The following is a 15,322-nucleotide window of genomic DNA, read 5'->3' as shown; positions in this document are numbered from 1 at the left end:
AAAGGAGCCGAGCATGACCTACACAATCTTAATCGTAGAAGATGAGTATCTGGTTAGACAAGGGTTGACCAAGCTGGTCAATGTAGCAGCCTACGATATGGAAATCATCGGTCAGGCTGAAAATGGAAGACAGGCTTGGGATTTGATTCAAAAGCAGGTGCCAGACATCATTTTAACCGATATCAACATGCCTCAGCTGAATGGCATCCAGTTGGCCAGTCTGGTCCGAGAAACCTATCCTCAGGTGCATTTGGTCTTTTTAACGGGCTACGATGATTTTGATTATGCCTTGTCTGCTGTCAAACTAGGTGTCGATGACTATCTGCTCAAGCCCTTTTCTCGTCAGGATATCGAGGAAATGTTGGGGAAAATCAAGCAAAAACTAGACAAGGAAGAAAAGGAAGAGCAGTTACAAGATTTACTGACCGATAAGTTTGAAGGAAACATAGCCCAGAAGATCCAGTCCCATCTAGCTGATAGCCAATTTAGTTTAAAGTCTTTGGCCAGTGAATTGGGCTTTAGTTCGACTTATCTGAGCTCCTTGATTAAGAAAGAGCTGGGCCTACCTTTTCAGGATTATCTGGTGCGAGAGCGTGTCAAACAAGCCAAGCTCTTGCTTTTGACCACGGATTTAAAGATTTATGAGATTGCAGAAAAGGTTGGTTTTGAAGATATGAACTACTTTACCCAACGCTTTAAACAGATTGCAGGTGTGACACCTCGTCAGTTTAAGAAGGGAGAAGGTCGATGAAGCGTTCTTCTCTCTTAGTCAGAATGGTTATTTCTATCTTTCTGGTCTTTCTCATTCTCCTGGCTGTGGTTGGGACTTTCTACTATCAATCGAGTTCATCAGCCATTGAGGCTACTATTGAGGGTAATAGCCAAACGACCATTAGCCAAACTAGCCACTTTATTCAGTCTTATATCAAAAAATTAGAAACCACCTCTACCAGTTTGACCCAGCAGAAGGATGTCCTAGCCTATGCTGAGAATCCTAACCAAGACCAAGTCAAGGGAATCCGAGATCTGTTTTTGACCATCTTAAAGGCAGACCAGGACTTGAAAACGGTGGTACTGGTCACCAAATCCGGTCAGGTTATTTCTACAGATGATAGTGTGCAGATGAAAACTTCCTCAGATATGATGGCTGAGGATTGGTACCAAAAGGCCATTCATCAGGGAGCTAAGCCAGTTTTGACACCAGCTCGTAAATCAGACAGTCAGTGGGTCATTTCTGTTACTCAGGAACTGGTTGATGCAAAGGGAGCCAATCTTGGGGTGCTTCGTTTGGATATTTCCTACGAAACTCTGGAAGCCTATCTCAACCAACTCCAGTTGGGCCAGCAGGGTTTTGCCTTTATCATCAATGAAAAGCATGAATTTGTATACCATCCTAAACGTACTGTCTATAGCTCAGCGAGTGAAATGGAAGCCATGAAACCCTATATTGAGACAGGGCAGGGCTATACTCCAGATCACCAATCCTACGTCAGTCAGGAAAAGATAGCAGGAACTGATTGGACGGTTATAGGCGTGTCTTCGCTGGAGAAGTTAGACCAGGTTCGGAGTCAGCTCTTGTGGGCCTTGCTTGGGGCCAGTGTGACATCTCTTCTTGCCTGTCTCTGCTTGGTGTGGTTCAGTCTCAAGCGCTGGATTGCCCCTTTGAAGGATCTGAGAGAAACCATGCTGGAAATTGCTTCTGGTACACAAAATCTGCGTGCTAAGGAAGCTGGTGCCCATGAACTGAGAGAAGTGACTCGCCAGTTCAATGCTATGTTGGATCAGATTGATCAGTTGATGGCAGCTATTCGCAGGCAGGAAGAAACGACTCGTCAGTATGAACTTCAAGCCTTGTCAAGTCAGATCAATCCACATTTTCTCTATAATACTTTGGACACTATCATCTGGATGGCTGAATTTCAGGATAGTCAGCGAGTGGTTCAGGTGACCAAGTCCTTGGCAACCTATTTCCGCTTGGCGCTCAATCAAGGCAAGGACTTGATTTGCCTGTCTGATGAAATCAATCATGTTCGCCAGTACCTCTTTATCCAGAAACAACGTTATGGGGAAAAGCTGGAGTATGAAATTTCTGAAGATCCTGACTTTGATAATTTAGTCTTGCCTAAACTGGTGCTACAACCCCTTGTAGAAAATGCCCTTTATCACGGCATCAAGGAGAAAGATGGACAGGGACATATTAAAGTTTCCGTCCAGAAAAAGGATTCAGGACTAATCATCCGCATTGAGGATGATGGTGTTGGTTTCCAAGCTACTAGCGATAGCAGTCAAAGTCAGCTCAAACGTGGGGGAGTTGGCCTTCAAAATGTTGACCAACGGCTCAAACTTCATTTTGGAAACAATTACCAGATGAAGATCAATTCTGCACCCGAAAAAGGGACGACGGTTGAAATATACATAAATAGAATGGAAACTAGCTAACTCCCAGTCAATTCTGGGAGTTTTATGCGTAATTGGGCAAGCTTTCTAGGTTGTCTATCTTGCTAAAACGTAGAAAAAACGATATGATAGATAATGACAAAAGAGGTATCAAGTATGAAGGAAAAAGACATTCAAAGAGCAACAAGCCAGATTGTAGAAGATGTAATAGACAAGGCTAATTTGAAGCAAGGAGCTATCTTTGTTTTGGGCCTTTCTTCTAGTGAGGTGATAGGTGGTCAGATTGGCAAGGAATCCAGCCAAGAAATTGGCGAAATCATTGTGAAGACCATCCTAGATATTCTTGAGGAAAAAGGAATTCATCTAGCTGTTCAAGGTTGTGAACATGTCAATCGGGCCCTCGTCGTTGAACGTCAGGTGGCAGAGCAGTTTGGTCTGGAAATGGTCAGCGTCCTTCCTAGTCTCCATGCAGGAGGTTCAGGTCAGTTGGCAGCCTTCAAGTTTATGCAAGATCCAGTTGAAGTTGAATTTATCAAGGCTCATGCTGGATTGGATATCGGAGACACTGCAATTGGTATGCATGTCAAGCATGTTCAGGTTCCGATTCGCCCTGTACTGCGTGAAATTGGGTATGCCCATGTAACGGCTCTAGCTAGCCGTCCAAAACTCATTGGTGGTGCGCGTGCGCAGTATCCAGAAGATTCTATCAGAAAGTCATGAGAATGAAAAAAACAAAACAACAACTAGAAAAAATTACCAAATATTCCATTCGTAAGCTAACTGTTGGGGTAGGTCCTGTAGCCATTGGTGCCTTCCTTTTTGGTGCCAGTACCCTTTCAGTAGATAAGGTGCACGCCAATGAAGTCGGTGGTGCTCATAGTGTTCATTACCGTTATTTGGCGGAGCAGGAATTGACCGAGTCTGATAAAGCCTTGATTCATCATGAGGTTCCTACAGAATTTCAAGATGAAGATATTATTTATGTAGTTTATCGCAAGAAGGAGACTAACAGTCAACAACTTCCATACACAGGAAGTAAGGAGCTTGCTTTGGCAGGTCTTGGATTGGCAACAGCCTCACTAGCGGTTCTATTAGTTTCTAAGAAACACCGTAGTAAAGTACTTGGGATTCTGTTAATCAGCTCTATCGGCATCAGCAATTTTGTACCTTTTACTGCCTTTGCATTTGAAAATAAAGAATTGCTTTCTTATAACCAAACTATTTCTGCATCTACACATGAAGGTTTGGCTAAAGGTGTTATTCATATTGAAGGATATGAGTATGTTGGTTACTTTAAAGAATCAAAATCGACTATCAACACAAGCAGTAAAAAAGGCGAATCTTTAGTTCAAGAACCGCAAGCAGCATATACTGGAAAGGTTGAGGCTAAAGGCACTCAAGAACCTGGTAAAGAGGGCGAGTCTTTAGTTCAAGAACCACAGGAAGCATATACTGGAAAAGTTGAGGCTAAAGGTACTCAGGAACCAGATAAAGAAGGAGAATCCTTAGTACAAGAACCACAGGCGGAATATACAGGCAAGCTTGAAGCTAAAGGTACTCAGGAACCAGATAAAGAAGGAGAATCCTTAGTACAAGAACCACAGGCGGAATATACAGGCAAGCTTGAAGCTAAAGGTACTCAGGAATCAGGAAAAGAGGGTGAGTCTTTAGTTCAAGAAGTACAGGCGGAATATACAGGCAAGCTTGAAGCTAAAGGTACTCAGGAACCAGGCAAAGAGGGAGAATCCCTAGTTCAAGAGTCACAGGCGGAATATACAGGTAAGCTTGAAGCTAAAGGTACTCAGGAGCTAGGAAAAGAGGGCGAGTCTTTAGTTCAAGAACCACAGGCAGAACATACAGGAAAGATTGAAGCCAAAGGTACTCAGGAAACGGGTAAAGAAGGTGAGTCGATAGTTCAAGAAAAGTTACCTGAATATAAAGTAGCTGAGGGTGCGGTTACGAAAGAAACCACTACGGAGATTGACTATAAGATAGAAATTATCGAAGATCCAACCAAGTATACGGACGAAGAAACTGTCATCCAAGATGGAGAAAAGGGTAGTCAAATTACCAAAACGACTTATAAGGCTCTCGACGGTATTGAGACCGATCAAGTTTTAAATACAACAACCATTGTCATCAAAGAACCAGTCATTAAAAAAATAAGCCGTGGTACAAAACCAATTGAAGGAACTCTGGTAGAAGAAAGTCTTGAAAAGATTCCATTTAAGGAAGTTGTTAAAGAAGATGACCAACTGAAAAAAGGTGAAAGAATTACTGTCAAAGAAGGAAAAGACGGACAGAAAAAGGTTATAAAGACCTATAAGACAATTAAAGGGCTGAAGACTGAAGAAGCACCGAAAGTTGTCGAACAGGTTTTGGAGTTGGATCAAGATCGTATCGTCAAATTAGGAACTAAAAACTTTGAAAAACCAGTATTGACCATCACAGCAGTTGAGTCTAAGGATTTGAAGCGTACTTCAGATGTTAAGTATAGTCTAGAAAATCCAAGTAAAGCAGCCATTAAATCTATCACCTTAACTCTGAAAAAAGGTGATGAGATTGTCAAAACCTTGACTATTTCACCAGACAACTTAACAGCTAGCCTGACAGATTTGCAGTACTACAAGGATTATAAACTCGAAACCAAAATGGTTTATGACCGTGGTGAAGGTGATGAAGAAGAAGTTCTAAGGGAAGAACCGCTAAGAATTGACCTCAAAAAAGTTGAAGTCAAAAATATTAAAGAAACAAGCTTAATAAGTGTTGATACTGATGGTGTTGAAACGGATAGTAGCTTCTTAACTTCTGTTCCAACTGATGTAAAACCATACTATCTAAAAATCGCTACGCATGATAATAAGGTGACCCGTCTTGCTGTGGATAAAATCGAAGAAGTTACTGTCGATGGAAAAACACTATATAAGGTCACTGCTAAAGCTCCTGATCTAGTTCAGCATACTAATGGTAATGAACTCAGTGAAGAATATGTTCATTATTTTGCCAAGCCAAAATCTCATGAAGAGAATGTCTACTACGATTTCAATGAATTGGTAAAAGCAATGCATGCTAATCGTAAGGGGACGTTTAAGCTTGGTGCAGATTTGAACGCAGCAAATGTTCCAACTCCAAATAAACAATATGTACCAGGTGTATTTAATGGTCATTTAACAAGTATTGATGGAAAACAGTATACCATTCATAATATCGCTCGACCATTGTTTGAGCGTATTGAAAATGCTTCTGTGAAGAATATCAATCTTGGCAATGTGAATATTAATATGCCTTGGGCAGAAAATATTGCACCCGTTGCAAGAATTGTTAAAAATGCTGTAATCGAAAATGTCAAAGTTATAGGCCATATTATTGCGAAAAATGATATTGCTGGTGTGGTTAATAAATTAGATGGTGAGGGCGCTAAAGTTAATAATGTTGCTTTCATTGGTAAAATTGATGGTGTTGGGGATAAAGGATGGAATCTTGCTGGTATTGTGGGTGAGATTTGGAAAGGCCATGCGAATAAAACATATGTAGAAGCTGATATTACAGCAACTAAGGCGCGGGCTGCTGGTCTTGCGTCTACTGTTGACAATAGTTCGGACCCTAATGGCATCGGTAAATATGGGACTGTACGAAATTCAGTCGCTAAAGGAACAATTAAAGTTAAATCACCTGTAGATGTTGGAGGTTTCATCAGTAAGAACTGGGTATGGGGCAAACTTGAAAATAATGTTTCAATGATGAAAGTTGAGAACGGTGAAGAATTCTATGGTTCCGGTGATATTGATTACGATGGGGGATACTTCACGAATAACTCTCTTGAAAGAAACTTTGTTGTAAAAGATGTTAGTGCAGGTAAACATTCGTTCAAATATTCTCGTTCACATAGAATTAGAGAAATTAGTCTCGAAGAAGCTAATACCAAGATTGATGCAATGGGAATCACTGCTGATAAGTTTGAAATTAAACCTCTAATTGAGGACACTCTTAACAATACGAACTCATTAGATGAGACCTATAAAGATATTCAAGATTACAGAATTGACCGTGAACTTGCTTATCGTAATATCGAAAAATTACAACCTTTCTATAATAAAGAGTGGATTGTCAATCAGGCCAATAAATTGGAAGATAGTTCAAACTTGGTTACGAAAGAAGTTCTTTCTGTTACAGGTTTGAAAAATGGACAGTTTGTAACTGACTTGTCAGATGTTGATCATATTATGATTCATTATGCTGATGGCACTAAGGAAGAAAAAGTTGTCACACGTAAAGCTGATTCTCAAGTCCAACAAGTTCGTGAATATAGTATCGAAGGTCTTGGTGACGTCGTTTATACACCGAATATGGTTGTTAAAGATAGAACACAATTAATCAACGATATTAAAGCAAAATTAGCAGGTGTTGAATTGATTTCACCTGAAGTGCGTGCGTTAATGGACAAACGTGGTAAAGCTGAAGAAAATACTGATGGTCGTAAAGATGGTTATATTAAAAATCTATTCCTTGAAGAAAGCTTTGAAGAAACTAAAGCTAATTTGGATAAATTAGTCAAAGCTTTAGCCGAAAACGAAGACCATCAATTGAATAGTGATGAAGCTGCCATGAAAGCTCTTCTTAAAAAAGTAGAAGACAACAAAGCTAAAATTATGATGGCTCTTACTTATTTAAATCGTTATTATGGATTTAAATACAATGATATGAGCATTAAAGACCTTATGATGTTCAAGCCTGATTTTTATGGTAAGAACGTTAGCGTTATCGATAGATTGATTCAAATTGGTTCACGTGAACATTTCTTGAAAGGGGACCGAACTCAAGATGCTTATCGTGATGTGATTGCGGGAGCAACAGGTAAAGGTAATTTAAATGACTTCTTAACATATAACATGAAACTCTTTACAGAAGATACTGATATGAATGTATGGTATAAGAAAGCTATTTCTCATACTAACTATGTAGTTGAGAAACAATCATCTAACCCTGATTTTGCTAATAAGAAATATCACTTATATGAAAATTTAAATAACGGTGAACATGGTCGATACATTTTACCACTTCTTAATACGAAGAAGGCTCACATGTTCTTAATTTCAACGTACAATACGCTAGCGTTTAGTGCATTTGAGAAATATGGTAAGAATACAGAATCTGAACGTGAAGCGTTCAAGAAAGAAATTGACTTACGTGCTCAAGAGCAAATCAATTACCTAGACTTCTGGTCTCGTTTAGCCGCTGATAATGTACGTAATCAATTGTTGAAATCTGAAAATATGGTTCCATCAGCAATTTGGGATAACCAAGATGTTCCAGGTAATGGATGGGCTGACCGAATGGGTCATAATAAGAATGGTGACTATGCTCCAGTTCGTGAGTTCTATGGACCTACAGGTAAATGGCATGGATATAACGGTATGGGTGCGTATGCTTATATCTTTTCTAACCCACAAAATTCAGAAGCTGTATACTACATCATCTCTAGCATGATTAGTGATTTTGGTACATCTGCATTCACTCACGAAACGACTCATATCAATGACCGTATGGCCTACTTAGGAACATGGCGTCACCGTGAAGGGACAGATATAGAATCATTTGCTCAAGGTATGCTACAATCACCATCTCTTACAAACTATAATGGTGAATATGGTTCACTTGGATTAAATATGGCGTACGAACGTAAAAATGATGGTACACAAATTTATAACTATGATCCTAATATGTTAAGTAGTCGTGAGAAGATTGATCACTACATGAAGAACTATAACGAATCAATGATGATGCTTGATTACTTAGAAGCAGAATCTGTCATCAAGAAAAATACTGGAACTAACGATAAGTGGTTCAAGAAAATCGATAAGAAATATCGCGAAAAAGCGAGCTATAATAAGTTAGAAGGTGCACCACACCAATGGGATTTAGTTCGTGATTTAAATGATGATGAGAAGAGTATGAAACTGACAGCTATTGATCAACTTGTAGATAATAACTTCGCTACTAAACACGGGCTACCAGGTAATGGTCATTACCGTACTGAAGGATTCGATTCTGCTTATACTGTTGTGAATATGATGACTGGTATTTACGGTGGTAACACAAGTAAGAGTACGGCTGGCTCAATCTCATTCAAACACAATACATTCCGTATGTGGGGCTACTACGGTTACCTTGATGGATTCTTAGGGTATGCATCTAACAAGTATAAACAAGAATCTAAAGCAGCCGGTAACGTAGGTCTAGGTGATGACTTTATCATCCAAAAAGTTTCTAAAGGTAGATTTAATACATTAGAAGAGTGGAAGAAAGAATGGTATAAAGAAGTCAGAGCTAAAGCTGAGAAAGGTTTTGTAGAAATTGAAATTGATGGTCAAAAGATTTCAACATATGAAAAACTTCAAGAGCTATTCGATGCTGCAGTTGAAAAAGACCTTCAAGGTAATAAATTTGATAATACAGTGAATCTTAAATGGAAAGTTTACAAACAACTCTTGCAGAAATCAGACGGATTTACTGGAGATTTATTCACTAAATAGTAGATAGGACTAGTAAAATGAAAAAAGGTAGATCAGCTTTGTCTGTATCTGCCTTTTTGTGCTATACTTAAGATATGCATAGAAAAACAGTGATTGATTTTAGGGCTTTGGGGGAGAGATACATCTTTACCCAGCCGATCAGAGAGTTAAAAACGAGAGATTTATCAGAAGTGGCAGATTTGCTGGCGCAAGTGGAAAGCTACCAAGAGCAAGGCTATTATGTCGTGGGCTATGTCAGCTATGAGGCTGCACCTGCTTTTGAGGAGAAATTAGCAGTTCACAAGCTTCCTCTACTGGGCGAGTATTTGCTTTACTTTACCGTTCACGATAGGGTGGAAACATCCCCTATTCCTCTGACTTATGAGGAAGTAGATCTGCCTTCAAATTGGCAGGAAGTAACGTCTGCAGCAGACTATGAAAAAGCTATTGCCCAGATTCACCATCATTTGCGTCAGGGGGACACCTATCAGGTCAACTACACTGTTCAACTCAAGCAAGACTTGAGTGCCAATCCTTTTGCCATCTACAATCGCATGGTGGTAGAGCAGGAGGCGGGTTACAATGCCTATGTTGAACATGATGAGATGGCAGTGATTTCCATGAGTCCAGAACTCTTTTTTGAGCAAAATGACCGAGAATTAACGACTCGTCCAATGAAGGGAACAACCCAGCGGGGAGTGACTGACCAAGAAGACCTTGCCCAAGCTAGTTGGCTAGAACAGGATCCTAAAAATCGCTCTGAAAATATGATGATTGTGGATCTCTTGCGAAATGATATGAACCGTATTTCTGAAGTGGGCAGTGAGCATGTAGAGCGTTTATGCCAAGTAGAGCAGTATTCTACAGTTTGGCAGATGACTTCAACTATCAAGAGTCAGTTGCGAGAGGATGTGGACTTGGTTGCCATTTTTCGCTCTCTCTTTCCTTGTGGATCCATAACGGGAGCTCCGAAAATTGCGACCATGGAAATCATCAAGGACTTGGAACCTCAACCTAGAGGGGTTTACTGTGGAACTATTGGTCTCTTGCTTCCAAATGGGCGACGGATTTTTAATGTCGCCATTCGGACCATTCAACTCTACAAGGGCCAAGCCATTTATGGAGTTGGCGGAGGGATTACTTGGGATAGCACCTGGGAGTCTGAATACCGTGAAGTGCATCAAAAGGCGGCTGTTCTCTATCGTAAACAAGCTCGTTTCAAATTGATTACTACAGGAAGAGTCAGCCAGAAGAGCCTGCTATTTGAAGATCAACATCTGGAAAGACTGACAAAGGCGAGTCGTTATTTTGCTTATCCTTTTGATCTAGAAGAACTGAGACAAAAGATAGAGGAAGAGTGTCAAGCTTGTGATTCCCACCAAGACTACCGTTTACGAATTAGTCTCAGCAAATCTGGAGAGATAGAACTCAGTCGCCAAATCTTAGCACCTCTCAGTCCGACCTTCTGCAAAGCCAAACTTTGTCTGCAAGAAGCTGATTTGCAAACGCCATTTACCTACTTCAAAACCACTCACAGACCGCACTTGAGCTTAGGGGAACAGGAAATCATTTACCATAATGTGGCAGGAGAGCTATTGGAAACGTCTATCGGGAATCTAGTTCTGAAAATTGCTGGAAAACTTTACACACCGCCTACCAGTCTAGGAATTTTACCAGGAACTTATCGTCAGCATTTGTTGGAAACAGGACAGGTAGAGGAAAAAGTTTTGACTTTGGCAGACTTGAACCAAGCGGAGACTATCTATGGCTGTAACGCAGTCAGAGGTTTGTATGAGTTGGAAGTGAATCCTAAATGATCCTTTAAATTTAAAAACAACATGATAAATATGTTAAATAATTTGAATTGTTGAATTAAGTTTGATAAAATAAAAAGAAAACGATGTCCTTTTAAAGGAGGAAATGATGAAAAAAACTTTTCTTTTAAAAACGAGTCTAGCTAGCTTATCTGTTTTGACAATACTTGCTCAACCGACTTTTGCTAATGATACAATTCACTTTTCTAGTTGCACAGAAGCATGGCAAAATGGCTACTCTGATATTCATAGAGGAGAGCCTGGATATTCTTCTAGACTAGACAAAGATGGTGACGGAGTTGCCTGTGAACGCTCAAAAGCCCCTCGAGGTGTTTTTAAACCACGTCAATCTCATTCTCAATCTAGTCGAACAACTAGTGGTTGGGTGAATCGTGACGGTGCTTGGTATTACCTCAAATCCGACGGATCATATGTTACAAACAGCTGGCAAGGAAATTACTATTTCAAGTCAGACGGTAAGATGGCTAAAAATGAATGGCTTTATGACAACGTCTACCAGGGGTGGTATTACCTCAAATCAGATGGTACTTATGCAAAGAATAGCTGGCAAGGTGATTATTATCTCAAGTCCAATGGTAAGATGGCTAGTAGCGAGTGGGTGTATGATGGAGGCTACCAAGGCTGGTATTACCTCAAATCAGATGGTACTTATGCAAAGAATAGCTGGCAAGGAAATTACTATCTCAAGTCCGATGGTAAGATGGCTAAAAGCGAGTGGATTTATGATGGAGGCTACCAAGGCTGGTATTATCTCAAATCTGATGGATCATATGCTAAGAACAGTTGGCAAGGAAATTACTATCTCAAGTCCGATGGTAAGATGGCTAAAAGCGAGTGGATTTATGATGGAGGTTACCAAGGCTGGTATTATCTCAAATCTGACGGATCATATGCTAAAAGCAGTTGGCAAGGTAATTACTATCTCAAGTCCGATGGTAAGATGGCCAAGAATGAATGGGTTGATGGTGGACGTTACTTTGTAGGTTCTGATGGCTTATGGCAAAATCAGTCAGTTAGCCAGTCCAGCTCTAACCAGACTAAAACAGACTATGCAAATGCTCTTGAGAAAGCAAAAAATTACAATTCGTGGGCAAATATGTCTAAGAAGCGTTTGTACAAACAATTGACTTCTCAATATGGAGAAAAATTTACAAGTGATGCCGCACAATATGCCATCGATCATTTGAATGCAGACTATAAGGCAAATGCCTTAGCAAAGGCTAAAATTTACCAAAAACAATTTAATAAATCGAAAGATGCAATATACGATCAGTTGGTTTCGCCTTATGGTGAAGAATTTACAGAAGAAGAAGCCAATTATGCCATTCAACATCTTGACGACTAATTATTTAGAATAACTATTTTTAACACTGATTGACAAGTCAAGTGTAACAAAGTTGTTCCTCTAATTAAGAGAGTATCTTTAAAGCTGTTTGAGTTCACTCAAACAGCTTTTTTGCGGACTATAGCCAAGTTCAAAATAGAAGGTTCTCCTATTGTCTTTCCACTCAGAACAGAATGGATTTTCCAATTTCAAAAAGGGGTTGAAGTTTATAGGTGTGAACAAAGGCATCTATGCTATGTCCCGTTGGTTTCTCTCCCATTACTTCTGTAAATTCTTTCAGAAAGTCGTCCGATAAACGATCTAGTTTCAAATAATAGCTGGCTTCTCTAGCATAATGATAACGGTTATGGGTAGCATCTGCATAATGGTGTAGGTAATAGATATTCTGCCCATTGACTTATTTCACTTGTGTTATGGAACCACGATTCATTTTATGAGTAATAGAAGAGCAGTTTCCCCCAGTCTACGAGCAAACTCAGCAGGTTTGAGTTCTATGTTTAAATAAGCTTCAATTTCTAGTCGCTCAGCTTCAGATAAGTGCTTGTATGAGAATAATGAGTGGACATGTTCATCTTCCTTTATACTGTTTTTCGTAACTCTAGTATATCAGATGAACATGTCTTTTGTGTTGCACTTCATTTTAAAATAGGGCTTTCATAAATAGTTATTATTTGAGTGTAAAAAAATTAAGCATATGGTATACTATAGGTATAAATCATTAAAACAATGGAGATTTTTATGAAAAAATCAAAAAAATTTTTAGTAACCAGCTTAGCAACTGCAACACTGGGACTCATTTCACTTACAGATACAACTGGAGCCTTTCCTTTTTCGGCTCAGCATGTTTCTGCTCAAGAAAAGGATGTGTCTAAAAATGGTAAGGTTGTAAAAGAGAATACAACTTCGGCGCCAAATCAAGCTGAAAAATCAAAAACACCAGCACCGAAACCAGAACCAAAACCAGCGCCAAAGCCAGCGCCGAAACCAGCACCAAAACCAGCACCAAAACCAGCTGAGAAACCGAAAACACCAGCTCAAAAACCTGCTGAGAAACCTAAAAATACAAGTCCTAAAGAGGATAAGTCCAAATCTACAGCTCAGTCTGGTTGGGTAGGCTCATCGTACTATGAAAATGGTACTAAAGTTACTAATAAGTGGATTTTTGATAAAAAAGCTAATTCTTATTTCTATCTAAATTCTTCGGGAAACTATGTCCAAAATGCTTGGGTAGGCAATTACTATCTTAAATCAGATGGCAAGATGGCCAAGAATGAATGGATTTATGATAAAAACTATGGGTCATACTATTATCTAACAGGAGAAGGCAGCTACGCTCGCAACACATGGGTAGGTAATTACTATCTCAAATCAAATGGGAAGAGAGCTAAAAATGAATGGATTTATGACAATAACTATGGGTCATACTATTATTTAACAGGAGAAGGCGGCTACGCTCGCAACACATGGGTAGGCAATTACTATCTTAAATCAGATGGTAAGATGGCTAAAGCTGAGTGGATTTATGACAAAAACTATGGATCCTATTATTATCTAACAGCAGAAGGAAGCTACGCTCGCAACAAATGGGAAGGTAATTACTATCTAAAATCAGATGGTAAGATGGCCAAAAATGAATGGGTAGATGGTGGTCGTTATTATGTAGGAGACGATGGTGTGTGGCAACCAAAACCAGCGCCAAAACCAGCACCAAAACCAGCACCAAAACCAGCACCAAAGCCAGCACCAAAACCAGCTCCAAAGCCAGCACCAAAACCAGCTGAGAAACCGAAAACGCCAGCTCAAAAACCTGCTGAGAAACCGAAAACACCAGCACCAAAACCTGCTGAGAAACCAAAAACACCAGCACAAAAACCTGCTGAGAAACCGAAAACACCAGCACCAAAACCAGCTGAGAAACCGAAAACGCCAGCTCAAAACCCCGCTGAGAAACCGAAAACACCAGCACCGAAACCCGCTGAGAAACCAAAAACACCAGCACAAAAACCGACTGAAAAAGCTAAAGAAACAACTCCTAAACAGGATAAATCACAATCTAAAGTTCAGTCTGGCTGGGTAGGAAATTACTACCTCAAATCAGATGGAAAGAGAGCTAAAAATGAATGGGTAGATGGTGGTCGTTATTATGTTGATTCTGATGGAAAAAAGGTTAAAAGTGACTGGATTTATGATAAAAACTATGGTTCATATTATTATTTAACAGCAGAAGGCAGCTACGCTCGCAACAAATGGGTAGGAAATTATTATCTCAAATCAGATGGTAAGATGGCCAAGAATGAATGGGTAGATGGTGGCCGTTACTATGTTAATTCTGAAGGCAAAATGGTAAGGGGTAAATGGGTAGATGGTGGCCGTTACTATGTAGGAAACGATGGTGTGCGACAACCAAAACCAGCAGCCGGGAATCCATACTCAGCATCTTTAAAGACAGCACAAGATTATAATAGGATTCATTTGTCAAAAAAAAGAATTTATGAGATGTTAATTTATGAAGGTTTTAATAGTGACACTGCACAATATGCTATCAATCATTTGCAAGCAGACTATAAGGCGAATGCCTTAGCTCAAGCAAGAGAATACCGAAAGAATGCCAATTTATCAAAGACAGAAATTTATGAGAGGCTAACTTCTCCTTATTTTAGAAAATTTACAAAAGAAGAAGCAGACTATGCCATTCAAAAACTAGATTTAACACCAGAAGGAAGCATTGCCCGCAATAAATGGGTAGGGGACTATTATTATAAATCAGATGGAAAGTTGGCCAAGAATGAATGGGTAGATGGTGGCCGTTACTATGTTAATTCTGAAGGCAAAATGGTAAGGGGTAAATGGGTAGATGGTGGTCGTTACTATGTAGGAAACGATGGTGTACGACAACCAAAACCAGCAGCCGGGAATCCATACTCAGCAGCTTTAAAGACAGCACAAGATTATAATAGGATTCATTTGTCAAAAAAAAGAATTTATGAGATGTTAATTTTTGAAGGTTTTAATAGTGACACTGCACAATATGCTATCAATCATTTGCAAGCAGACTATAAGGCAAATGCCTTAATTCAAGCAAGAGAATACCGAAAGAATGCCCATTTGTCAAAGACAGAAATTTATGAGAGGCTAACTTCTCCTTATTTTAGAAAATTTACAAAAGAAGAAGCAAACTATGCCATTCAACATTTAGGTGACTAATTTTTACAAATAGTGAAGCAAATGAGATG

Annotated in this window: 7 protein-coding genes and 1 pseudogene; 7 read left to right on the top strand and 1 reads right to left on the bottom strand. The window is 39.5% G+C overall.

The window, feature by feature from the left end; genetic code table 11:
• Positions 1 to 13 precede the first annotated feature (13 nt).
• The 6 genes from HMPREF8571_RS08670 (at position 14) to HMPREF8571_RS08645 (ending at position 12,089) form a co-directional block, all read left to right on the top strand.
• On the top strand, positions 14 to 751 hold the full coding sequence (locus tag HMPREF8571_RS08670) for a response regulator transcription factor (RefSeq protein ID WP_000222607.1): 738 nt from the start codon (positions 14 to 16) through the stop codon (positions 749 to 751).
• A complete protein-coding gene (locus tag HMPREF8571_RS08665; RefSeq protein WP_000831101.1) occupies positions 748 to 2,439 on the top strand; it encodes a cache domain-containing sensor histidine kinase in 1,692 nt (563 codons plus the stop codon). Before HMPREF8571_RS08670 ends, HMPREF8571_RS08665 begins: the two co-directional genes overlap by 4 nt.
• 114 nt (positions 2,440 to 2,553) lie before the next feature.
• The gene (locus HMPREF8571_RS08660; protein ID WP_000659498.1) at positions 2,554 to 3,117 is read left to right on the top strand and encodes a TIGR01440 family protein; all 564 of its coding nucleotides are present in this window, start codon (positions 2,554 to 2,556) and stop codon (positions 3,115 to 3,117) included.
• A gap of 2 nt (positions 3,118 to 3,119) precedes the next feature.
• Positions 3,120 to 8,930 carry a ZmpA/ZmpB/ZmpC family metallo-endopeptidase gene (locus HMPREF8571_RS08655; protein ID WP_000751575.1) on the top strand — a complete coding sequence of 1,937 codons (5,811 nt, stop codon included), beginning with the start codon at positions 3,120 to 3,122 and terminating at the stop codon, positions 8,928 to 8,930.
• 74 nt (positions 8,931 to 9,004) lie between these two features.
• On the top strand, positions 9,005 to 10,726 hold the full coding sequence (gene pabB, locus HMPREF8571_RS08650) for an aminodeoxychorismate synthase component I (RefSeq protein WP_004240307.1): 1,722 nt from the start codon (positions 9,005 to 9,007) through the stop codon (positions 10,724 to 10,726).
• 103 nt (positions 10,727 to 10,829) lie between these two features.
• Positions 10,830 to 12,089 (top strand): Ltp family lipoprotein, encoded by a 1,260-nt coding sequence (locus tag HMPREF8571_RS08645; RefSeq protein WP_004240306.1) that lies wholly within the window; start codon positions 10,830 to 10,832, stop codon positions 12,087 to 12,089.
• A gap of 199 nt (positions 12,090 to 12,288) precedes the next feature.
• Here the strand turns inward: HMPREF8571_RS08645 and HMPREF8571_RS11130 are convergent.
• Positions 12,289 to 12,671, bottom strand: a pseudogene (locus HMPREF8571_RS11130) (IS30 family transposase); the annotation flags it as partial.
• A gap of 156 nt (positions 12,672 to 12,827) precedes the next feature.
• Here HMPREF8571_RS11130 and HMPREF8571_RS08640 point away from each other — a divergent pair.
• Positions 12,828 to 15,293 (top strand): Ltp family lipoprotein, encoded by a 2,466-nt coding sequence (locus HMPREF8571_RS08640; protein WP_000748588.1) that lies wholly within the window; start codon positions 12,828 to 12,830, stop codon positions 15,291 to 15,293.
• Positions 15,294 to 15,322 lie beyond the last annotated feature (29 nt).

It is taken from the genome of Streptococcus mitis ATCC 6249 (assembly GCF_000146585.1).
Classification (GTDB): Bacteria; Bacillota; Bacilli; order Lactobacillales; family Streptococcaceae; genus Streptococcus; species Streptococcus mitis_AZ.
The sequence above is the reverse complement of the archived record's forward strand: the minus strand, read 5'-3'. Positions and strand labels throughout refer to the sequence as shown.

Coding starts and splice junctions, on each gene's coding strand:
- HMPREF8571_RS08670 (WP_000222607.1), top strand. CDS start 14: ATGACCTACACAATCTTAATCGTAGAAGATGAGTATCTGGTTAGACAA.
- HMPREF8571_RS08665 (WP_000831101.1), top strand. CDS start 748: ATGAAGCGTTCTTCTCTCTTAGTCAGAATGGTTATTTCTATCTTTCTG.
- HMPREF8571_RS08660 (WP_000659498.1), top strand. CDS start 2,554: ATGAAGGAAAAAGACATTCAAAGAGCAACAAGCCAGATTGTAGAAGAT.
- HMPREF8571_RS08655 (WP_000751575.1), top strand. CDS start 3,120: ATGAAAAAAACAAAACAACAACTAGAAAAAATTACCAAATATTCCATT.
- pabB (WP_004240307.1), top strand. CDS start 9,005: ATGCATAGAAAAACAGTGATTGATTTTAGGGCTTTGGGGGAGAGATAC.
- HMPREF8571_RS08645 (WP_004240306.1), top strand. CDS start 10,830: ATGATGAAAAAAACTTTTCTTTTAAAAACGAGTCTAGCTAGCTTATCT.
- HMPREF8571_RS08640 (WP_000748588.1), top strand. CDS start 12,828: ATGAAAAAATCAAAAAAATTTTTAGTAACCAGCTTAGCAACTGCAACA.